The sequence below is a fragment of the Pinibacter soli genome (assembly GCF_029961145.1).
GTDB classification, from domain to species: Bacteria; Bacteroidota; Bacteroidia; order Chitinophagales; family Chitinophagaceae; genus Pinibacter; species Pinibacter soli.
This window is the reverse complement of sequence record NZ_JASBRG010000006.1, coordinates 269,757-291,874: the sequence shown is the minus strand read 5'-3', so window position 1 is coordinate 291,874 and position 22,118 is coordinate 269,757. Positions and strand designations below refer to the sequence as shown.

17 protein-coding genes are annotated in these 22,118 nt (G+C 40.9%); 8 read left to right on the top strand and 9 right to left on the bottom strand.

The annotated features are described in order from the left end of the window. Positions 1–102: 102 nt before the first annotated feature. Positions 103–1,290, bottom strand: a complete 1,188-nt coding sequence (locus QJ048_RS11080; protein ID WP_282334415.1) for a C1 family peptidase — start codon at positions 1,288–1,290, stop codon at positions 103–105. Positions 1,291–1,540: 250 nt separating this feature from the next. On the opposite strand from QJ048_RS11080, the gene QJ048_RS11075 reads away from it, so the two are divergent. Beyond that, positions 1,541–5,323 (top strand): AsmA family protein, encoded by a 3,783-nt coding sequence (locus tag QJ048_RS11075; protein WP_282334414.1) that lies wholly within the window; start codon positions 1,541–1,543, stop codon positions 5,321–5,323. Between the two features lie 24 nt (positions 5,324–5,347). Further along, entirely contained in the window at positions 5,348–6,043 is a 696-nt protein-coding gene (locus QJ048_RS11070; RefSeq protein WP_282334413.1) for a DUF6568 family protein, read from the top strand. Between the two features lie 121 nt (positions 6,044–6,164). Here QJ048_RS11070 and QJ048_RS11065 read toward each other — a convergent pair whose 3' ends face one another. The 4 genes from QJ048_RS11065 to QJ048_RS11050 all read right to left on the bottom strand — a co-directional run bounded on the left by QJ048_RS11065 (position 6,165) and on the right by QJ048_RS11050 (position 11,141). Next, positions 6,165–7,334 (bottom strand): vWA domain-containing protein, encoded by a 1,170-nt coding sequence (locus tag QJ048_RS11065; RefSeq protein WP_282334412.1) that lies wholly within the window; start codon positions 7,332–7,334, stop codon positions 6,165–6,167. 164 nt (positions 7,335–7,498) lie between these two features. Beyond that, positions 7,499–7,768, bottom strand: a complete 270-nt coding sequence (locus tag QJ048_RS11060) for a hypothetical protein (protein WP_282334411.1) — start codon at positions 7,766–7,768, stop codon at positions 7,499–7,501. Between the two features lie 155 nt (positions 7,769–7,923). Then, a complete protein-coding gene (locus QJ048_RS11055) occupies positions 7,924–10,272 on the bottom strand; it encodes an ATP-dependent helicase (protein WP_282334410.1) in 2,349 nt (782 codons plus the stop codon). 173 nt (positions 10,273–10,445) lie between these two features. Continuing rightward, positions 10,446–11,141: a YjjG family noncanonical pyrimidine nucleotidase gene (locus QJ048_RS11050; protein ID WP_282334409.1), complete on the bottom strand. Its 696-nt coding sequence runs from the start codon at positions 11,139–11,141 to the stop codon at positions 10,446–10,448. 248 nt (positions 11,142–11,389) lie between these two features. Between QJ048_RS11050 and QJ048_RS11045 the strand changes: the two genes are divergently transcribed. Next, complete coding sequence (locus QJ048_RS11045) at positions 11,390–12,091, top strand: SDR family oxidoreductase (protein ID WP_282334408.1); 702 nt, start codon at positions 11,390–11,392, stop codon at positions 12,089–12,091. A 281-nt stretch (positions 12,092–12,372) separates the two neighbouring features. Beyond that, entirely contained in the window at positions 12,373–14,271 is a 1,899-nt protein-coding gene (locus tag QJ048_RS11040; RefSeq protein ID WP_282334407.1) for a BatD family protein, read from the top strand. 352 nt (positions 14,272–14,623) lie between these two features. Here QJ048_RS11040 and QJ048_RS11035 read toward each other — a convergent pair whose 3' ends face one another. After that, a complete protein-coding gene (locus QJ048_RS11035; protein WP_282334406.1) occupies positions 14,624–14,980 on the bottom strand; it encodes a hypothetical protein in 357 nt (118 codons plus the stop codon). 190 nt (positions 14,981–15,170) lie between these two features. On the opposite strand from QJ048_RS11035, the gene QJ048_RS11030 reads away from it, so the two are divergent. Beyond that, entirely contained in the window at positions 15,171–16,160 is a 990-nt protein-coding gene (locus QJ048_RS11030; protein ID WP_282334405.1) for an NAD-dependent epimerase/dehydratase family protein, read from the top strand. A gap of 81 nt (positions 16,161–16,241) precedes the next feature. After that, the gene (locus tag QJ048_RS11025) at positions 16,242–17,315 is read left to right on the top strand and encodes a carboxypeptidase-like regulatory domain-containing protein (RefSeq protein WP_282334404.1); all 1,074 of its coding nucleotides are present in this window, start codon (positions 16,242–16,244) and stop codon (positions 17,313–17,315) included. 133 nt (positions 17,316–17,448) lie between these two features. Here the strand turns inward: QJ048_RS11025 and QJ048_RS11020 are convergent, their stop codons facing one another. The 3 genes from QJ048_RS11020 to QJ048_RS11010 form a co-directional block, all read right to left on the bottom strand. Further along, positions 17,449–17,979 (bottom strand): NADPH-dependent FMN reductase, encoded by a 531-nt coding sequence (locus QJ048_RS11020; RefSeq protein ID WP_282334403.1) that lies wholly within the window; start codon positions 17,977–17,979, stop codon positions 17,449–17,451. A gap of 150 nt (positions 17,980–18,129) precedes the next feature. After that, positions 18,130–18,642, bottom strand: a complete 513-nt coding sequence (locus QJ048_RS11015) for an O-acetyl-ADP-ribose deacetylase (protein WP_282334402.1) — start codon at positions 18,640–18,642, stop codon at positions 18,130–18,132. A 210-nt stretch (positions 18,643–18,852) separates the two neighbouring features. After that, positions 18,853–19,800, bottom strand: a complete 948-nt coding sequence (locus QJ048_RS11010; protein ID WP_282334401.1) for a UDP-3-O-(3-hydroxymyristoyl)glucosamine N-acyltransferase — start codon at positions 19,798–19,800, stop codon at positions 18,853–18,855. A gap of 500 nt (positions 19,801–20,300) precedes the next feature. On the opposite strand from QJ048_RS11010, the gene QJ048_RS11005 reads away from it, so the two are divergent. Continuing rightward, positions 20,301–20,891, top strand: a complete 591-nt coding sequence (locus QJ048_RS11005; protein WP_282334400.1) for a pseudouridine synthase — start codon at positions 20,301–20,303, stop codon at positions 20,889–20,891. 282 nt (positions 20,892–21,173) lie between these two features. Then, positions 21,174–22,049, top strand: a complete 876-nt coding sequence (locus QJ048_RS11000; protein WP_282334399.1) for a YicC/YloC family endoribonuclease — start codon at positions 21,174–21,176, stop codon at positions 22,047–22,049. The last annotated feature ends 69 nt before the right edge of the window (positions 22,050–22,118 follow it).

The window sequence follows — 22,118 nt, the reverse complement described above, 5'->3', positions numbered from 1 at the left end:
TCAAACTAAAAAATCTTGACCATCATGACAATCTGCGTTCCTTCTCCAAACAAAAATGCCCCAACATAACGTCGGGGCATCTTCTCTTTATCGTGAAAGTTCTTAGATCTTCATTTTTGCAACCATTTCTTTAGAAAGCGCCGCTTTGTTGATCATCAAACCCGTTGTTTTATACAACACATAGTTTTTAGTAACGTACAAATAACCTTTGTAGTCGTTTGTTTCGCCCCATGAGTTTTTAACAACATAGTATTCTTTACCGTTTTGATCCGTTGACAAACCTACGATCTGCATGCCGTGGTCATCGGTAGTCTGGTAGTTGTTAAATGCGTCCTGGCGAATTTCCGGAGTAATTGTTTTCTCTGGCTTTGGTCCATTGAACATATCCATTTGCTCCATAGGAGTCATGTCCGCAAGATCTTTCTCAGGAACGTATGCCACCCCATTTTTCCAGCTAAAATATTTTTCGCTTACGTCAGTTGCCCAACCAACTGAATAACCGTTTTTCAAAGCATTGTCGATGATAGCGGTCATGTCGTTCATTTGAACGTTATATGCGTAGTCAAAGCTCCAGTTATCAGGAATTGGTAAAAATACTTTCTGGTAATAGGGCTGATCATTCAAAGAAGTCATTTCCACATAATCAGCTGCGTTTAAACCCACTACTTCTTTTGCAAAAGTTTGCGGAGTGTATGTTTTTCCGTTGTATTGAAACTGATCAGGAACTTTACCCAGGTATGCATCAAGCGCCGCTGTAAAAGCTGTCAACCAGTTTGGAGTCAATTTACCGTTTGCATTTTTAATGATGCCATCCAGCATACCTTTCAACGCATCCTGCATTTCGCCGAATTTGTTGGTTGCAGTACCATAGTTTAAACCATTGTATACAGATTGAGGAACAGCGCCGTATTTCGCGTAAATATTAATTACATCATGCAGTTCACCGCCGTCGCCCCAACTCACAGAACCGTGCATGCGTACATATTGTTTTGCTTTTTCGATGTATACGCAACGTGCAGTGTAGATTTCTGCAATGTCAACCGGCTGTTTGCCTTTGCGCAGCATTTCAGATTCAAGGAATGAGTTTCCTGAATAGCTCCAGCAGGTACCGCTACTACCCTGGTTTTTTACAGAGGTTCTTTCGATGTTGTAAACACTTGTGAAAGCAAATTTGTCTTTAGAATGCGTACTCGCATTGCCGCTCAGCGAGTTTACAAGGTTATCTTGTGCCCAACCTGAAGCAAGGCTCATAGCAGCCACAGAAAATAGAATGATGTGCTTCTTTCCCATATCGTTTAAAATAGTTTTTTAAATGGCTAAGATAAGAAGGCACATTATTTTAAAAAAAGAATGTATATCAACGGGTAATTTCTAAATTCAATCCGGCGTTAAAAGCTGATGAACGCAAGGGCAGCACGCATTTTGCCATAGTAAACCCATCACTGACAAAGGGATCTGGTTAAACTTTTGTCAATCGCTAGTTGATTGATCAACAATGCTTTATTTGTTGTATTTTACATGAATCTGGCCATAACACATAATGAGAAGGCGCTATAATGCAATATTGATCATTTTTTTATCTTTCGTCTTACCAGTTGCAGGCGTATTGCTGTATGTAAAGCTTAATATACGTTCAGTGATCAAACAAATGGTAAGGGAACAGACGCATGGTGCCTACGAGCTTGATTTTAAACGCCTTCGGGCCGATTATTCCACGCTAACATTCACAGTAGAAAGAGGAAAACTTACATCGCTGGATACCACCAATGGCCAATCAAGATACTTCGTAACATTTCCAAAGGTTGTTCTGCAACTGCAAAGCCTGGTCGATTTACTTTGGCACAAGCAGTTGAACATAAAATCGATCGCGTTTCAGAAGCCGGAGTTCAACATTGTGATTCAAAAAAACAGTAAACGAACGGGATTCTTCCAGAACGCCGGTGATATTTACAAATACCTTAGCAGTTTTGCCGAAGCCACCAACATCAATAATGTCGAAATAAAGGATGCCACACTTTTGCTGAAAGATGAAACCAGGAATGATTTCACCTACAACATCAAAAACATTGATCTTCTTATAAAAGGTTTTCATCCAACAGACAGCACTGCCGCAAAAAAACATCGCGTTTTCCTTACAGATGCGATCAAACTTGATATCGGCTCTCAAAAAGTTGTGCTGGACAGTAATAAAACAGTTGCTTTCCACTCCTTGCATTTGTCTACAACGTCCGCCAACCTTACAATGGATAGCATCTTGTATGAAGGAAAACAAACAGACTCAACAGATGCTTTCAAAATATCTTTGCCATCGCTGCGATTGAAAAAATTGAATTTTGGAAGATTGTACAACCAAGGCATTTTGCAGGTAGATTCGGTAATGATCAACCAACCGCGGACGGAACTTGCAGTGAACCTTTCGCCGAAGGCAAACAAATCCAAAGATGTAAAGCACATTATGCATGATGTGGTGTCGCATTTGTTTGGAGATATTGATGTGCACTACCTGGAAATGAAGAATGCCAACACGCACCTGGTTACTCGTTTTCTGCGACAGGAAAGAAATATTGATATAGAGAAACACACTTTGCAAGTGAATGACATTTATATCACCGCCGGGGATTCCGGCACCATCGATCTTGGCGATTTTACCTTCTCTGTAAAAGAATACGAATCTTTTTCGCCGCGCAATAAATACCGGATGCAGTTCAACCAGTTCAGCATAAAAAATGGCGGCGATATTGTTTTGAAAAACTTGTTTGTGTACCCGACAAGTACTGCTACCAAGCCTTTGCTGTCTCTTCCGCAATTAACGATCGACGGAGCGGATATAGGAATGTTGCTGGTAGAAAAGAAAATAAAAGCGAAAAAATTTGTACTTGAATCAGCCGTGATCAAACATGAATTGAAAGGATTGAAAGAAGGAGAATCTGCAAAATCATTAGGCTCCATTTTGAGAGGTATAACGCTTAACGCAGACATTGAGGAACTTGAGTTTAACAATGGAACTTACTCTGTGGTGCGTTACGGAGAAAGACCGCTCAAATTTAGCGCAGACAGCCTGCATTTATATTTCAAGTTCAAGAACAACAGGCTTCGCTTACAAAACAGTGCTGATCTGCTGGATGCACTGCAAAATATATCTGCCAAGCATCTTCAGTTTGAAAACAGCTCGTACAATTTTCAAGCTACATCTATGCAATATAAAGAGGACAAGATATTGCATTTGGACAATTTCAATTTTCAGCGTAACGAGAATAAACACATCGAAGGTAAGTCCCTCATCATCGACCATCCGGATCTGGCCATCATTCTTGATGACAATAAGTTCATAGCTAAATCTGTTGAAATAAATGATGCCACCATTACGCACGAATCACGAAATCGCGGTCAATCTTCTGCTACCCAAAGGGCTAGTCTTGACCTGGACATAGAAACCTTTGTGCTGAACAATATTCATTTGTCATCATTTGAACGCAGCGACATAAAAATTTCAGGGAACAATATTTCTGCGGTTCTACAAAATGTACACAAGACAACAGGAGAACCTGTTACTTTCAGTTTGAAGGAGGCGCACACGGCAGATGTAAATTTTTCCGACAACTATATCAATGCAAAAACGTCGAAAATTTCAATTGTTGTAGGCTCGTTGTCCACCATAGAAGATTTTTCGCTACAACGAATGCAAAATGGCGATACATTGCTGATCAATTCACAGCGATTGTATTTTCAACCATCACAGTTCGACATTGCCACGCGGCAAATTGCACTTGATCATTTGTATGCAGACACGGCAAAAGTGTACGCGGTATTTGCCAACACAGAGAAAACACAAAAAAATTCAGCGAAAGGCAGATGGTTGTTTAACCTGCAACGATCAAGGCTGATTAATGTAGACCTGACAGTGAAGAAAAACAATATGGTGTTTATATCTCCTTCATCTGATATTGGTTTGGAAACTTTTAATACGACGGACAAAAACATTACAGCAAGACTTGGTTGCAAAGACTACACATTTCATTTTCAACAGGATACAACACTCGCAAACATTACAGGCAAAACGTTTAGAACAAGTTTTAGCTTAACAGGTGACGATGGAGAGAGAGCAATGAATGTAAAAACTTTTACTATTGCCAACACAGACATACAATTTCATAGTGGACGCACACATTCATTTGTTGCTGAAAATGTAAGCATGGATGCGCACAATTTACAATGGCTCACGTCAGAAAAACCGCCAGTTGCAGAATGGATATCGCCTAATCACGCATCATTTGTTGCCGCGAACCATCTTGCTTTTCCTACGACCACAACAAACTATGTTATTGACAGTATCAACTATTCAGGCGCAGAAAACAAATTGAACATTGGTTCTTTTTCATTTGCGCCAAGGCTTTCAGCAAAACAATATTTTGATAGTGTAAAATTTCAGACAGATTACATAACGGGAAAGATCAGCAACATTTCCGTTTACAAACCATATGTTAGTTTGCAAACAGGAAGAAAAAATTTTAGCGCAAATAATATCTTCATAAACGGTTTCAATGTTTCCACCTACAGAGACAAAACTTATCCCGCAAATAAACTGTACAAATCTTTGCCGGCTACGCTAATGAAGCGCTCATCGCTGTCTGTAGACATTGACACGATTTCATTTGCCAACGGCAATATCAGCTATACAGAATTATCTGAAAAAACAAAGAAAGAAGGAACAGTAACCTTCAACGATATCAATGGCAATGCATTTCCTTTCAGGATGAAGGAAACGCACCCGAATGATACGTTTCGTGTAAATGCTTCTTCGCTGTTTATGAACAAGAGCAGACTTGCGTTGCAATATGCGGCACCTCTTTACAGCAGAAACGATGTGTTTACTGCGAATGTACAAATGAGTGCCTTTAGCCTGAAGGACCTGAATCCGTTGCTGGTGCCGCTTGCATCTGCTATTGTACGATCGGGTGAGATGGATAAATTAAATTTTTCCATCAGGGCTGATAATTTTTCCGGTAAAGGGAAAATGGATTTCTATTATCACAACCTGATTCTGGAATTGCTGGATGAAACGAAAAAGAATAATTCCTCATTTTCCACAAGACTAAAAAGCTTTGCAGCCAACACGGTTGTGAAAAATAAAAACAACAACAGGACCGGCAATATTTATTTTGAAAGAATAGATTCTAAATTCATTTTCAACTACCTCGTCAAACTTACTTTCAGTGGTGTGATGACAAGTACAGGCGCTAAAAGTAATAAAGCCCTTCGCAAGCAGGAAAAGAAAGCCAAACAAAAGAGCGTTGTGTTGGATAATCAGTTAACAGATAATTAGGGTTTCAAAATTTAAATTCGCACCATGAAAAATGTATTGATCGCACAAGTAATGAGCGTGTTCCTGATTTCGTGTAACCTGAATGCCCAATCAAAAACTGTGCTTTCCGCGGATGAATTTCAGCAACAAATAAGTAGTAACAAACAACTATTGGATGTTCGTACGTCCGGTGAATATAGCAATGGCCACATTGCCAATTCATTGCAGGCAGACTGGAACAATAAAGAAGAGTTTAAGGACCGGGTACAGTATCTCGATAAAAATAAACCAGTACTGATCTACTGCCAGGTAGGCGGAAGAAGTGCTGCGGCAGCAAAATATCTCCGCGAAAATGGTTTTAAAGATGTAGAAGAATTACAAGGCGGAATGATTTCGTGGAAGCAGGCAAATAAACCTGTTGCAGGTGCTGCCGATGTTCCGGAAATGACAACTGACGAGTTCGCTGCAAAAGTGAATGTGAAGAAAATAGTGTTGGTAAATTTTGGTGCTGAATGGTGCCCGCCTTGCAAAAAAATGGAGCCTGTAATTGAAGATTTGCAGAAAGAATTAAACGGAAAGTTTGAACTTGTAAAAATAGATGGCGGCGCAAATACCTCGCTGATGAAATCGATGGGTATTGATAAGATTCCGACGTTTATCGTTTACAAAAACGGAAAAGAAGTTTGGAGAAAACAGGGCGTGGTGGAGAAAGATGAGTTAAAGAAAGCGATTGAAAAATAAGTGGACGAAGTACTTGTCCGGAGTATGAAAGCCGTTGAGATATTTGCTTCGCAAAAACTTTCGTACTCCGGACAAGTACACGCACATCGCCTTCGTATATCTGCAATTTCATCCGCACCAGCTACTGTGCATACTTATTGATCAATCTCACCATTAAATCATTTAGATACTCCACTGTGTATGGCCCAACCGAGGCCGCAATATGAGTGTTTCCTATTCCACTGTCATTAGTTACAAAAACATAAGTTCCATTTGTTGATATTGCCATAAATCGCATCATGAACTCTGTTTCTTTATCAATTCCACTTGCAGTGATAGGAATAACCTTTATACCTTTTCCTGCTGCTTTTGATATGGACGTCTGCACACTGCTAATAACATTCTGCTCGTGATGTGGGGGCGCATCCAGTATTAAAAACAACAAACGTGTTCTTGCATCGTCAGACCATTGCAACTCGTTTACCGCTTTATCCAATGCGGCATCAACGGCTTCGGGAAAGTCGCCTCCGCCGGAAGCATGTTGATCCTTAATAAAATTTATCGTTGTATTTGCATCGGTGGTAAATGGCGAGACTTTGGTTAAATAGTCGTCGCCGCGGTCTCTGTAAAAAACTGCCGACGAAAACACTTCTGCGGCGGAGTTCGAGGCTTTGGCCCGTGTTATCACATCCAGTAACTCATTTTTTAAATACTCTAGCTCATCAGCCATTGAACTGGTAGCGTCTACCACAAAAGCTATCTCAATTCTATTTTTTATCGCCTGCGGTGAAATTGTAATGTTGTTTACTCCATCCTTATACGTTTTTACACTGGCAAGTGTAAAGGCGCCGTTATTAATATCTATGGACATACCGGAAGTTGTTGCTGATGAACTTTCGGTAAACAAATCACTCCATAGTTCAGCGGTTCCTTTATTATCAGTTTTTGCACTGAATATAACACCGCCATTTCTTTTTAATTTAACAACGGCATTTGCCACCGGCGAGCCATCAGTACTGCTAACTTTTACCGATATCCTATTATTGTTATAAAAAGACCAGTAAGACGGAAATTTCTTAAAGTCTTCCTTTATTATCAGGGTGTCCCAAAACTTCCAGTTGTCAAGATCGTTCCATTCGCCGGCCGTAATTACCCCTGCCTGGCTACCTGAACCTGAACCACCACCCGTAGCGCTTGAACTTACTCCTCCCGCAGCGTAAGTGTCCGTTGCATCGGTGGCAGTGGTACTCTTGGTGCAACTTGTAAAAACCAGAAAGAATAATAATAAAAGGCCAAGGTTATGTTTTAGCATAGTCGTTTTGTTTAGAGTTAATGCAAGGTGTTTGTACACGACTTTAGCCTGACAATGGAACTTATTATTGCGTTGCATGATGGAAAAACAAGTAAGGCGGGTGTTGGCTTCTTTAAAATCCCATAAAGCAAAAATCCCATTGCAAATGCAATGGGATCTATTATCTATTCGTCCTCATCGGCTTCCAGCCAATCCATGTAATCATAATACCAGGATTCCAGCTCTTCGAGGAGTTTTTCTTTTTTATCAGGATCATTTTTGAAAAATGCTTCTACATCATCGATCTCTTCCACGATATCGATATGCGCACTTTCTCCATCTTCATCTTCCACACGTTTAGCTACAAAACGCGGCTGGTGCGTGTGAATGATATATTCATTATCCGGATCTGTTACCGGGTCATCAGCAATCATGAATTTTGGTAGTTGCACCATAACAGTTTGTTTTAGTTGATGTGTTAAAATTTATGTTCAAGGTCCGGGGTTCGTTATGAAGTACAACACCAATGTATTTCGTACTTCGTACACCTTCCAGGCCGCCGTATTTTCAAATTCTCAAATCTTCAAATTTTTAAATTCCCTCGCTCAAATTACTCAACAATCCTCAGTTTCGCATAGTTCAACATGATCTTCTTTTCTCCGTTCAATTCAAATTTTACGGTAGCAATCGGATTGTGTGCGCTGCCTTCCATTTTTTCCACTACACCAAAACCAAATTTCTGGTGCTCCACTTTTTGTCCAGCCTGCAAGGTCGTAGTATCGCTCGGAACAAAATCTTTCGTTGGCACATGCTCCACTGTTTTAGCAGCAGGCTTTGGCGCAATGTACGAAGGCGTTGCTGCTTTCTTTGCAGGAGGCGCGCCGTATTGTTTTTCTGCTTCCTGCGCACTGTTACCATAACCTCCGCGCATTCTGTCGAATGCAGAGCCGCCACCCCAGCTTCCGGTTTGATTGCGTGGACCGCCACCGGCAGAAGTTCTGTCCAAAAATTCATTCGGGATCTCTTCTATAAAACGGCTCGGTTCATTTTGTATCAGGCTGCCAAAGCGATAACGGCTGTTGGCATGAGTAATAAATAATTTTTGCTTCGCCCTTGTGATCACCACATAAAACAAACGGCGCTCTTCTTCCAGTTCTTCTCTTGTGTTGATGCTCATGGCGCTTGGGAAAAGCGTTTCCTCCAAACCTGCCGCAAACACCACAGGGAACTCAAGACCTTTCGCTGCGTGAATCGTCATCAGTTTTACAACATCCGCATCTGGGTCTTTGTTGTCAGCATCTGTCAATAACGTGATCTGTTGTAAATATGTGCCCAAACCTTTATCACCCACTTCTCCGTCTTCTTCGTTCATTGGGGTTTCGGTAAATTCCTTGATACTGTTCAGCAACTCCTGTACGTTCTCATATCTCGCAACACCTTCTGTACTTTTATCGTTGAAAAGCTCTTTTACAAGATTGGTGTTTTTGCCGACCGCAAATGCAATTTCATAAGCATTGCGTTTAGGCAGCTCGCTTTGGAACATTTGAATCATCGTTACAAACTGATCGATGGCTTCGAGTGTTCCCGACTTAAAACCGAACTGTTGTGCATTCACCAGCACATCCCACATGCTAATGTTGTTGGCATTCGCAAAAAGGACTGCCTTATCAATAGTCGTTTTTCCAATGCCGCGAACAGGATAGTTGATGATACGTTTCAGCGCTTCTTCGTCCTTCGGGTTCGCGATCACACGCAGGTAAGCCACCATGTCTTTTACCTCCTTGCGTTGGTAGAAGCTAAGGCCACCGTAGATGATATAAGGAATGGCGAGCCTTCTTAAGCTTTCCTCAAATGCACGGCTCTGCGCATTGGTACGGTAAAGTATCGCCACATCTTTGTTGCTGATGTGGTTACGAAGTTTAAGTTCCTTAATAGTATCTGCCACAAATTTCCCTTCGTCGTTATCGCTCGCTGTGCGTACGAGTTTGATCTTTTCACCTTCGGCATTGTCTGTCCAAAGATTTTTAGGAATCTGTCCCTTGTTATTTTTAATAACCTCGTTGGCTACACTGATAATGTTCTGAGAACTTCTGTAGTTCTGTTCCAACTTCACCACTTTTACATCATCGTAATCTTTCTGGAACTGAAGAATGTTTTGAATAGTTGCTCCACGGAAACTATAGATACTTTGTGCATCATCACCTACTACGCAAATGTTTTCATGCATAGCGCCCAGCAGTTTGATAATTTCATACTGCGCCGGATTGGTATCCTGGTACTCATCGATCAAAATGTATTTAAACTTGCGCTGGTACTTGCTCAACGCATCCGGATGGTTTTTCAGCAGCTTGTACATGTTCAGCAACAGATCATCAAAATCCATTGCGCCATTTTTAAAGCAACGTTTGGCATACGCATCGTAGATCTGTGCCATTGCCGGGCGGTTGGCTCTCAAATCTTCCTGCTGAATACCATAATCTCTTGCATATTCCTCTGGACCTACCAATGCGTTCTTCGCCGAAGAAATGCGGTTGTAAACAACATTTGGTTTGTATATTTTGTCATCAAGATTCAATTCGTTTACCACCGTTTTTATAACGCCTTTGGCATCATCCGTATCATAAATGGTAAAACTGTTCGGGTAACCAAGATTGTGTGCCTCAGCACGAAGTATCCTTGCAAATACACTGTGAAAGGTTCCGATATATAAATTGCGAGCTTCTGTGTTGTGCAAAATCTTCTCCACCCTTTCCTTCATTTCTTTCGCCGCCTTGTTGGTAAAAGTGAGGGCGAGGATGTTGAAACTGTCAACTTTGTGGTGCGCCATCAGGTGAGCAATACGTGTAGTAAGAACTTTTGTCTTTCCGCTTCCGGCACCAGCCACTATCATTATTGGTCCATTGCAATGCAGTACAGCCTCACGCTGTCTCTCATTCAATCCGCTTAAGTAATCATGCATGGCCGCAAGTTACAAAAGGAAAAATAAAAAAAATAAAATGGGGAAAGGATTAGTTAAGGAGCTAAGGGCCAACAGATTGAGTAACTGAATAACTGAACAACCAGTGGTTGGTAATTGTCGTGCAAAACAAAGCGCAAACATTCGGTTATTCAGTGGATTCAGTAATTCAATTATTATAAAATGTCCTCCAGTTCCTGCAACTTATAAATCGTATAAGTCGGCTTGAGCTCCGTTTGCTCGTTAATATGATTTACAAACACCTGGTCTATTCCTGCGTTCATTGCTCCCTGGATATCAGCTTCCAGGTTGTCGCCGATCATCAGGCTCTCTTCGATAGTGGCACCGGCTTTTTTTAATGCATATTCAAAAATCTCTTTGTTAGGCTTTATGCTGTTACTGCCTTCGGAAGTGATGACGTTTTCAAAAAAATCCGTAAGGCCAGAATATTTCAATTTGCTGTGCTGCACTGTTTCAAAACCGTTGGTGATAAGGTGCATCCGGTAGCCTTTATTTTTCAGGTATTGCAAAATTTCAATCGCATAAGGGAAAAGCGCTGTTCTGTTGGGCAGCATATCCAGGAAATGCGCACTCATTTCTTTGGCAAGTTTTTCATCTCCTATTTTAAAATCGAGCAATGTATGCCAAACCCTTTTCCAGCGCAATTCATCAGATTTAATAAATCCCTTATGATAGCGTTGCCATAATCTTTGGTTGTGGATGCTATATTGTTTGTAAAACTCATCAAAATCAGTGATGCCAATATCTTTTAATGAAAAATGTCCATACAAATGTTGCATGGTATTTTTAGCGTTCGTTTCAAAATCCCATAGAGTATGATCGAGGTCGAAAAATAAATGCTTATAGTTCATTCTTTCTTTAAAAATTTTAAAGTTGCGCTATTGCGAATTAATAATTAATAATTAAAAATTAATGGGCTTTCTGTGCGGCAGCGCTGACTGTTAACAGTGTTTGTGTTTATCCGAAAAATCCGTGTAAATCCGTCTAATCCGTGTCATCTGTGTGCTAACTCTCCAAAAAAATCAGAGTAAATCAGTCTAATCAGTGTCATCTGTGTGCCAACTCCCCGTAAATTGCAGCACAAAGATACCGCAAGTAAATGAACATCATTATCACAGGCGCATCCAAGGGTTTTGGAAAATCGCTCGCAAGGAAATTTGCCTCGAACGGACATAATGTTTACATCTGCTCACGTAGCGCAGCACAGTTGTACAAAACACTGGAAGAGTTGGTAACAGAATTTTCCGAAGTAACAATAAAAGCAATGCCTTGTGATATCAGCGATAAAGAAAGTGTGAAAGAATTTGCTGATTGGATCGCGGCGCAAAAAATAGACGTGGATGTACTCATCAATAATGCCGGCTATTTTATTCCCGGCAGCGTGTACAATGAACCGGAAGGTGTTCTGGAAGAAATGTTAGCTGTGAACTTATTAGGCGCTTATAATCTTACAAGAAAACTTTTGCCGGCAATGATGGCGCGAAAAAGCGGCCACATTTTCAATATGTGCTCCATCGCTTCTTTGCAGGCATATGCAAATGGCGGAGCTTACAGCATCAGCAAGTTTGCGATGCTGGGCTTCTCAAAAAATCTACGCGAAGAAATGAAGCCACATAATATAAAAGTAACAGCTGTAATGCCCGGCGCTGCATATACCGATTCCTGGAGCGGCAGCGATGTAGATCCTAAACGCATCATGGAGTCCGAGGATGTTGCAAACATGATATTTGCCGCCTCGCAGCTTTCACCTACTGCAGTGGTGGAGGATATTATTCTGAGGCCGCAACTAGGCGACCTGTAGGGCAGCCTTTATTTTTTACCACGGAGGAAAGGAGTTTTTTTCACAGAGAAACCGGAGGGATTGCTGCAAAAAATATTAAAGCTCCAGAGAGCTGAGAAAAGAAGGAACGATTCACAAACCCCCTTTTCTCTGCGAAAAAAACCTCTGTTAGCTCTGTGGTTAAAAAACTCTTAGTGGATGTTAGGTCTCATCAAGAGCTTTTGGTAGTGTTAAAATTTAAAATATCCTTTTTCAACAGCACATTTATATTAATTTTCATTTTCAAGAAGGCTTAGCTAAAAATGAAGACGACTTTTCACCGAATCACCGGCAGCAAATGGTTTTTATTGTCACTCGCAATGTTGTTTACTTGTGCAAATGTTGTAGCGCAGGGAAAATTCTATTGCCGTGTAAGCGACAAGAACATTGCAAAAAATGAAACCCTGCAAATCGATTATGTTATTGAAAACGCGGGTTCCATCAACGATGTGCAATTGCCGGAATTCAGAGACTTCAGTGTTATCAGCGGCCCGAATCAATCGAGTGAAACAAGTACCATAAACGGTACAACTACATCTTCTTACACGCTGTCATTTCTTGTGCAGCCAAAAGGCCCGGGAAAGTTTGTGATACCTGCAGCCGTGGCAAGGATCAACAACAAAACGATGCAGACAAACACGGTGAACGTGACCGTTGGAAACAGAGTGGGTAAGAACAATCAGCAACCTTCCATGCCTTCTATGAATATGGGTTTCCCTCCGATGGACATGCAGGACCTTCCTGATGAAGATGTGATGCTGCGTGCGAATGAGGACTACAACGAAAAGGTGAAGAAAAATCTATTGGTGGTTTTGCAAGTCAATAAAACAAACTGCTTCGTAGGCGAGCCAATTGTTGCAACTTATAAATTATGTTCAAGATTAAAATCAGAATCAAGAGTTACAAAAAGACCATCGCTTGATGGTTTTAGCGTGTATGATATGGTGGACATGCAAACCGCTTCGCCATCTGTAGAAAATATCGGAGGCAAGCCCTTCACCGTACATCTTATCCGCAAAGTGCAGCTGTACCCGTTACAGGCCGGCACATTTACACTTGATCCTGTAGAGCTGGATAATAAAGTACGCTTTATAAGAACCACCACATCCGCGAAGCAATCCCGCGATCCTATCCAACAAATGATGGATGGTTTTGGTAACCAGAACTGGGAAGAACATAGTGTTACGCTCGCCAGCAAACCTGTAACCATCACTGTAAAGCCATTGCCTGACGCTAAGCCATCTTCGTTCAATGGCGCCGTTGGAAATTTCACATTGGATGCCACGCTTTCGACTCAGGAAGTTCACGCAGAAGATGATGCTACCTTAAGTGTAACCATTAACGGTGCGGGAAATATACCTCTGGTGAATGCACCTTCTGTTAGCTTTCCGCAAGGCTTTGAATCATTTGATGCTACTATAAAAGAAGATATAGATAAATCCGTTTCTCCAATTGCAGGCAGCAAGAAATTCGATTTTTTGTTTGTGCCTTCTGACACGGGCAACTTTACCATCAACCCTGTCACGCTTAGTTATTTTGATCCTGCTGCAAACACTTACAAAACACTTAGTTCACAACCTCTGTCGATTCATGTTTTGAAAGCTTTGCACAAACGCAAGAAAAGTGACAAAGCGAAGGCAGCCATTCAACCATTAGACACTAATACGGGCTTAGCTGCGTGGTGGTACTGGATTGCAGGAGGCATTGCGGCGATTTTATTGTTGCTGTTATTTTTCCGTAGAAAAAGAACACCTTCTACTGTTGCGAAAAAAGAAGCAGAAAAACCTGCGCCACGAAAACCAGCTGCCATTGTTCCTGAGAAACCGAAAGAACCGGTTGTTGAAACATTCGTATTCGAAGCCGATCCTTTGGAAAAATCCAGAAAAGCTTTGGGCGATAACGATAGCCGTCAATTTTTCTCCTCCATACAAAACACTCTTTGGGAAGCGGTAAGCAAAAAAACAGGTTTGCCGCCGAGCAAGATGGACAAAAGAACTGCGCTACAATTATTGCAGGAAAACAATGTTAGCCTGACCGTAAGAACAGAATTGGAAAGTCTTTTGAATACTTGCGAAATGGCGCTGTATATGCCACAATCAGCATCGGATATGCAGAATGTTTTATATAAGACAACCTTTGTGGTGAATGCTTTGAAAGGATAATGAGGATCGCACAACGCATAATGCCGGCAGCCTCAGTTGATGTCCCCACGAACCGAAATATTACGACATCGTGATTTAATGGTTCATGAGGACACGAACAATGACAACAGGGTTTTAATATTTTAATATGTTAAGATGATATTTATGGTTTAATCAATCCTATTTTACTACTGTCTGTAATCGTTACCTGCGGAAAAAGATCATCTTTAGTATTGGGAATACCATCAACTCCTGAAGAAAACAAAACATATTTGTCTCCTCTTTTCTCATAGTTGTAAAGCCGGTTTGCACTTGGAAATTTTCCAGGTATTGCATCGTAGATGAAAACGAACTTATTGTTTTTTTGAATCTGTTAAAGTTTATCTGGATAGCTCCCATGTTGCGTTTTGTAAAACTCAATTTCACTTACGAGACCATTCAGGTTTTGCTGAGAAAGTCCCGCAAAACCCTGCTTACCAATCGAGGAAAAAAATGCAACATAAAAAAGAATGACGTAAAGCGCAATTGTCCAAAGGATCCCAAATACGCCCATTAATGAGAACCATTTGTCTTTATAATAGACAATGCCGAGGATGAAAAAAACAATGCCGGCAATAAAGCCAAGTATTGGAACTAAACAAAGAATGCCTAACACATATAGGGCTCCTGGCTTTGGGCGGGTAGTTTCATTTAACATAGTTGATTGCAGTACGAAAAGGGTTAAGAACATTCGTCGAAATTAAGAGAAAGACAAAGCAAAAACGGGTGAACTGAATTGTTTGTACAAAGCAGGATATCTCCGCTCCCGATACTTAACATATATAACGACGCTGCGGCCGGCAGCTGCCTTGCCCCTCTTAGCTCAATCCTCAAACCTTTTACCTACATTTGAACATATTTTTTAAAAGCACGCAACAAAAATGGTTCTTGTAACAGGAGGCACCGGGTTTCTCGGAGCCTATATTATAAAACATCTGGTTGAAAATGGCTACCCTGTAAGGGCCATTAAACGTGCTTCTTCAAAAATTCCCTTCTTTTTACCTTCATACATTACAAATAAAGTTGAGTGGGTTGAAGCAGACATTCTGGATGTCATTGACCTTGATGCTGCCATGAAAGGCATTGATACCGTTGTTCACTCTGCGGCTATGGTTTCGTTTGATAAAAACGAAAGAACTGCTCTTTATCAAACCAATGTTGAAGGCACGGCCAATGTGGTAAATGTGGCACTTGAAAATAACATCCGCCGCGTTATACACATCAGTTCAGTTGCAGCGCTTGGCAGAACAAAAAATGGCGAGCAGGTTAATGAAGAGAAAGAATGGAAAGACTCTTCCACCAACACGCACTATGCCATCAGCAAGTATAAAGGTGAGATGGAAGTTTGGCGTGCCATCGCAGAAGGAATGAACGGCGTGATCCTTAACCCAAGCACCATTTTAGGTGTCGGCGATTGGAACAGTTCGAGCATTGCTATTTTTAAAAGTATCTACAACGAGTTTCCATACTATACCGACGGGGTAAATGGCTTTGTGGATGTGGAAGATGTTGCGAGAGCGGTAGTGCAATTAATGCAATCTGAAATTTCCGGGCAGCGATTTATAATCAGTAGTGAAAATTACAGTTTCAAAAAACTGTTTGATTTGATTGCAGAAGGCTTTCAAAAGAAAAAACCGTCGCGATTGGCATCCCGGTTTATGGGACAAATTGCATGGCGTGTTGAAGCGCTAAAATCTTTTTTCAGCCACAAAAAACCTTTGCTTACAAAAGAAACCGCCAAGATCGCTCAGTCTAAAACCTATTTCGACAATAGCAAGATCCTCAAAGCATTGCCCGGTTTCCAGTTTGCCACAATAGAAGAAACCGTTAAAAAAAGCTGCGCAAAATACCTTGAGCAGGTCCGCAAATAATATTTGGCACCATTTTCAATCATCTTTTCAATACAATGAAATTCTTTCGAATTCGTTTTTAAACAAATCTCCAATATGCATATGCAAAAAATCTTGCTTTCCGTACTGACGATTTTTTTTGTACAATTTGCGCTTGCGCAAAACGATTTCTACGTAAAGGGCCGCGTAACAGATACTACCGGAGCGCCGTTGGCAAAAGCTTCTGTTTTCTGTCAAAACACAACCCTGGGAACCGTTACAGACAACGACGGTAATTTCCAGTTGAAGCTTCCTCATGGTGGTTATGACCTGATCATAACTTTTACCGGTTATGAAACCTACCAAACACAAGTAAACAATAACAACGCTTTAAACGCACTGACCATAACATTGCAGCCAAAAGGCAAACAACTGGAAGATGTAGTTTTCACGAGCAGTTCTGAACTGGCGGATGGCCTGGAGAAATACGGCAGCTTCTTCAACGCAAACTTTATCGGCAGCACAGAAGATGCAGGCAAATGCCAGATTGAAAATCCACAGGCACTGAAATTCTTTTTCAGCAAAAAAAAGAATCGCCTGAAAGTAACGGAACGTGAAGACCTCGTGATCATAAACAAAGCGCTTGGCTATAAAATTCATTACAAGCTAGACTCGCTGACCTATGAATATGGGAACAATACTTGCACGTACACAGGCTTTCCATTCTTTGAACCTTTGGAAGGAACTCCGGAAGAACAAAAAGTCTGGAAAGCAAATCGCGTGAAAGCATATAATGGTTCGCGCATGCATTTTATGCGTGCATGGTACAACCACAACCTGGAGAAAGAAGGATTTGAAATAGAAAAAGTAACCAGCCTTAGTCCTTTTGCGGTTGAAACCATTTCCAATCCTTACGACTCTTCCATTTACAGTATTGACAGCAGTGAAGTGGCTATTAATTACGATGGAAGATTGAGAATAAAGTATCACAATGAAATGCCAGAGAAGGCTTATATCGATTTTTACAAATTGCCTCCGCAATTACGTGCACAACTTACGGTGATTGAGATTAACGAAGGTTTCAATATTATGTCAAACGGATATTTTTATGATCAGAATGATGTAACCAACAATGGCTACTGGAGTTGGGAGAAGCTGGCCGAGCTGTTGCCGTATGATTATGTTCCGGAGGAATAAAGTTGTCGGTTGATAGTTGTTAGTTGTTGGTCTTTATGTTCGGCTTATCGCTTATCCGAGGGCTACAAAACTGGCTAAAAATGGCACAGAATGTCCAACAGCTAACAACTAACAACCATCAACCAACAACTTCCTAAAACGCACTGATCAAACTATTCATCATTACTTCGAACTCCTTTGCCGTCTTCTCGTCGGTTATAACTCCCTCGCTGTCAAATTTCTTCAAAACGATCGGCACAGTAACAGAACCACTCTCTACTACCTTAGCTCCCATTACTTTAATCGTGACGAGCAACGAAGCGTGTGCTTTATCTCCTCCTGTAGCAAGTGGCGAAGCGCTTATGGTAGCTGTAGGTTTATCTGTAAACTCTCCAGAAGACACGATCCAGTCCAGCCCATTCTTCAAAACGCCCGGCACGCCGAAAGCATATTCCGGTGTGCAAATGATTACGCCATTTGCTTCTTTAAGTTTCGATCTGAATCTTGTGACCACTTCGGGAGATTTTTCGTTGTCGATGTCTGGATTGAAGTGAGGCAACGCCCCGAGCTCATCGTAGATTTCGATCTCAACATCTGATGGTGCTATTTTCTGTAAATATTTTAAGATGGTTGTATTGGAAGATGTATTGCGTAAACTTCCTGAGATGGCTAGTATTTTGTTCATGGCGTTGTTTTTTACAATTCACCACTAAGGCACTAACGGCACTAAGTCTCACTAAGCAGAGCTTGATAGACTATAAGAAATTTGAAAAGCAAGGCCGTAATATATTTTGATGTATTGGCATACGGGTTTTCTTAGTGAGGCTTAGTATCCTTAGTGGTGAATGAGCGATTTAATAATTGAATAACTGTCTTCATCAAAGCAAACAAAAATTACTTTGCCTGGCTTCTTATGTTCATTTAAAAATTCAGTAACGGTTTTCACAGCAATCTCCGCCGCCTGATCTTTAGGATAACCGTAAATACCTGTGCTGATATTCGGAAAGGCTACAGTATCGCATTTGTTTTCAACTGCAAGCTCTAAAGAGTGCTTATAACAGTTCGCCAGCTTTTCTGCTTCGTTTTTAGTACCACCGTTCCAAACCGGGCCAACGGTATGAATGACAAATTTTGCGGGCAGATTACCTGCCGTAGTAATAACTGCATCGCCGGTTTTGCATTCACCCTGCCTTGCTCTTATTTTTCTGCAATCTTCTAAAATAGCAGGGCCACCCGCACGATGAATGGCTCCATCCACGCCGCCACCGCCTAACAAAGAAGAGTTCGCTGCGTTTACAATAGCATCTGCATGCACTTTGGTTATATCGCCTTTAATTACTTCTATCATGGGAGAAGTTTAGAGTAGTGAGTAATGAGTTTTGATTTTGCTATTCGAGGCTTATAGCCTCGAAGTTTTATTCTGTTGCCTCCGGCAACAATATTATCGCCGGAGGCGATAGAATAATCCTTCGAAGCTACAAGCTTCGGAAAGCTCAACATCCTAGGCAATTTCGAACACCACGCATCGTACTTCGTATTTCCATCCATTTTCAAATTGCTATTTCCCCATCACTTTCGCCCACAACTCAGGAATACGTTTTACCCAAACCAATTCGCGGATCTTTAGTGAAGCATCTTCTACCGGTGATCCAAAATAAGTTTTGCCGCCTTCCAGTGATGCCGGCACTCCACTCTGTGCATATACCACTGCATTTTTCCCTATGGTCAATGTTTTACTTACGCCAACCTGCCCCCAAAGTATTACACCATCTTCAATAGTGGTTGCACCGGCGATACCAACTTGCGCGGCAAACAAACAGTTTTTACCAACCACAGTATCGTGACCAATGTGTATGAGGTTATCCATTTTTGTTCCTTTCCCAATAATTGTGTCATGGGTAACACCTCTGTCGATCGTACAGTTCGCACCTATCTCTACATCATCTTCAATTAGTACTCTTCCACAACTGGTCATTCGTTTGTACCAACCCTCCCTGTCTTTTTTTGTATTGTAGTAAAAAGCATCCGAGCCGATAACGGTTCCTGATTGTATCACTACATTATCACCGATCACACAATGATCGAGTATCTGTGCCCCGGAATGGAGGATGCAGTTCTTACCGATGGTAACATGATGCCCAACAAACACATTCGGATAGATAACCGTACTCGCATCGATCACTGCTGAGTCACTGATCATTTTTGTAGCCGGTTCAAACGGGCGGAAATGTTTTACAATGATTGTGTATGCTTCAAAAGGATTGTCAACCACCAACAAAGCCTTTCCTTCAGGTACTGTTACGTTCTTTGTATTTATTATGATAAACGATGCTGCAGACAGAATGCATTTATCATAATATTTAGGATGATCAACAAACGCAAGATCGCCTTGTTCCACTTTATGTAATTCGTTAATGCCTGTAGCTTGTCCGTTTACATTGCCTATAAGTTCTGCTTTTATTAGATCTGCTATCCATTGAATAGAAACAGGAGAAGGAAATTGCATGTTTTGATTTTTTGCAAAGTTATAGCTGTCTTCAAAATGGCGAAAAATGATTTCAAAGGATAAAAACGGAGCTTAAGCCACCCGCTGAGCAAACTTTTTTTTAAAAGCCCGGACTCATTAACAAACAATTTATTTGAGGCATTTTTTATGCTTCAACAATGAACGATGATGTTGTTACTTTTATAAAAACGCAATTGCATTAAAAAACAAAATCGCCGAAATGCCTTGCTGCAAATAGTTTCAGAGGATGATAAAAAATGTAGTCGTAAAATAATGAGAATAAAAAAAGTTTGAAAGCAATCATGAGATGCTGTTTTTGATGCTTCAAACGAACGGCCTTATCCACAGGACTAAAAAAAATGTGAATAAAATTTATGTCAAAAATTTTCTAGTTCGCGAAAATTATTTTTAATATTGTGTAGGGAATTTGTTTTCCCATTACTTACTAACCCATTCATATATAAAAGTCCCACACAAAATGTGGGACTTTTTATTTGTACATGCATCACTACTTTATCATTTACAAACCATACGAAGTACTTTGCCAGTTCAGCAAAGAAGGCGATAAGAAAACATTGAAAGACTTCTTCGATGTGCCTTCCGATGTTTATCCTGTTGGCCGACTCGACTATGACAGCGAAGGTTTATTGTTACTGACCAACGATAAGAAACTCAATCATCGCTTACTTAATCCATCCTTTGAACATGAAAGAACTTATTGGGTACAGGTTGATGGCAACATTACGGATGAAGCGGTCGATGTATTGAAGAAAGGAGTTACAATAACGGTGGATGGCAAAGCCCATCGAACAAGACCTGCAAAGGCAAAGAGAATTGATGTTGACCAAAAAGTACCACCACGCAACCCGCCTATAAGGTTCAGAAAAAATATTCCCACTTCATGGATCGAGTTGACACTTACCGAAGGAAAGAACAGACAGGTAAGAAAAATGACAGCGGCTGTCGGCTTCCCTACATTGCGATTAATCAGATACAGTATGGAGGGTATAACAATTGATGGACTACTTCCTGGCGATATGATGGAGATGAAGGAAAGAGAGTTGTATAAGAAGTTGAAAATGGAAAGTTGAAAGTTGAAAATGGCAGGGTGGATTGCATCTGCCCTATTGCATAGTCAATCTTCCAGGAAATAGTTTAGGTTCCTGCAACTCGCAATACATCTGCTAACATCAAGAAATGAACACCAATCAGGATGCTCAAATGCTGTTGTTAATATAGAAGTGTTGGTGGACTAATCTGCAGAAGCAGCTCTTCTCACCAACATGGCCGACCTAATTTTCAACTTTCAACTTTCAACTTTCAATTCCCAACTCTCCACTCTTTTCATTACTTTGCTTAAAATTTAGACTACGATGCTCAAATCAATGACTGGCTTCGGAAGGGCCGAAAAAAATGTGGGTGATAAAACTTTCCTGATTGATATAAAATCCCTTAATGGAAAACAGTTTGAAGTAAACCTGAAAATGCCTGCATTTTTAAAACCGTTTGAGTTCGACATTCGTGGCATCCTTTCCAAGAAGCTTGGTCGTGGCAGCATCGATTGTACGATCAGTTTAAAACAAACCGGCTCCGCAAAACCGGTAACGATAAATGTAGATCTTGCCAAAGCATATTACGAACCGGTGGCTGCATTGTCCAAAGAATTGAATCTCGATCCCGCGCATATTCTCAGTTCATTATTGAAACTCCCTGAAGTGATCACGCCAACCGGCGATACCTTAACGGAAAACGAGTGGAATGAATTTGAAAAGGCTATTCTCGCAGCTATCGACGACCTGAACCTTCACCGTGCCGAGGAAGGCAGAATCCTGGAAGAAGATCTTCTGCTCCGCATATCCAATATTGAGAGTCAACAAAACAAAGTGATCGAGTTGGAACCTTTGCGCAAAACAAAAATTAGAGAAAACCTGGTGAAACTGCTGGAAGAAAATGTAGGTGCAGACAACTACGACACCAATAAATTGGAGCAAGAGCTCGTTTATTATATTGAGAAAATCGACATCAGCGAAGAACAAGTGCGTTTGAAAAACCATTGCGATTATTTCAGGTCGCTGATAAAAGAGAACGGCGAAGAAAAAGGTAAAAAACTTTCCTTCATATTGCAGGAAGTTGGTCGTGAGATAAACACTACCGGCGCCAAAGCATACGATTCATCTATCCAGAAATGTGTTGTGGTGATGAAAGATGAACTGGAAAAAGCAAAAGAACAAGTATTGAACGTGCTATAAAGAAAGTTGATAGTTGTTAGTAGTTGCACACTATCGGCGGCTCGCTAACAACTATCAACCAACAACTAA

What these genes read in the sequence shown, in the direction of transcription:
- QJ048_RS11030 (WP_282334405.1), top strand. Translation starts at nt 15,171, where the DNA reads ATGGTTCTTGTAACAGGAGGCACCGGGTTTCTCGGAGCCTATATTATA.
- QJ048_RS11070 (WP_282334413.1), top strand. Translation starts at nt 5,348, where the DNA reads ATGAAAAATGTATTGATCGCACAAGTAATGAGCGTGTTCCTGATTTCG.
- QJ048_RS11045 (WP_282334408.1), top strand. Translation starts at nt 11,390, where the DNA reads ATGAACATCATTATCACAGGCGCATCCAAGGGTTTTGGAAAATCGCTC.
- QJ048_RS11015 (WP_282334402.1), bottom strand. Translation starts at nt 18,642, where the DNA reads ATGATAGAAGTAATTAAAGGCGATATAACCAAAGTGCATGCAGATGCT.
- QJ048_RS11040 (WP_282334407.1), top strand. Translation starts at nt 12,373, where the DNA reads ATGAAGACGACTTTTCACCGAATCACCGGCAGCAAATGGTTTTTATTG.
- QJ048_RS11050 (WP_282334409.1), bottom strand. Translation starts at nt 11,141, where the DNA reads ATGAACTATAAGCATTTATTTTTCGACCTCGATCATACTCTATGGGAT.
- QJ048_RS11065 (WP_282334412.1), bottom strand. Translation starts at nt 7,334, where the DNA reads ATGCTAAAACATAACCTTGGCCTTTTATTATTATTCTTTCTGGTTTTT.
- QJ048_RS11080 (WP_282334415.1), bottom strand. Translation starts at nt 1,290, where the DNA reads ATGGGAAAGAAGCACATCATTCTATTTTCTGTGGCTGCTATGAGCCTT.
- QJ048_RS11025 (WP_282334404.1), top strand. Translation starts at nt 16,242, where the DNA reads ATGCAAAAAATCTTGCTTTCCGTACTGACGATTTTTTTTGTACAATTT.
- QJ048_RS11010 (WP_282334401.1), bottom strand. Translation starts at nt 19,800, where the DNA reads ATGCAATTTCCTTCTCCTGTTTCTATTCAATGGATAGCAGATCTAATA.
- QJ048_RS11035 (WP_282334406.1), bottom strand. Translation starts at nt 14,980, where the DNA reads ATGTTCTTAACCCTTTTCGTACTGCAATCAACTATGTTAAATGAAACT.
- QJ048_RS11075 (WP_282334414.1), top strand. Translation starts at nt 1,541, where the DNA reads ATGAGAAGGCGCTATAATGCAATATTGATCATTTTTTTATCTTTCGTC.
- QJ048_RS11055 (WP_282334410.1), bottom strand. Translation starts at nt 10,272, where the DNA reads ATGCATGATTACTTAAGCGGATTGAATGAGAGACAGCGTGAGGCTGTA.
- QJ048_RS11020 (WP_282334403.1), bottom strand. Translation starts at nt 17,979, where the DNA reads ATGAACAAAATACTAGCCATCTCAGGAAGTTTACGCAATACATCTTCC.
- QJ048_RS11005 (WP_282334400.1), top strand. Translation starts at nt 20,301, where the DNA reads ATGCATCACTACTTTATCATTTACAAACCATACGAAGTACTTTGCCAG.
- QJ048_RS11060 (WP_282334411.1), bottom strand. Translation starts at nt 7,768, where the DNA reads ATGGTGCAACTACCAAAATTCATGATTGCTGATGACCCGGTAACAGAT.
- QJ048_RS11000 (WP_282334399.1), top strand. Translation starts at nt 21,174, where the DNA reads ATGCTCAAATCAATGACTGGCTTCGGAAGGGCCGAAAAAAATGTGGGT.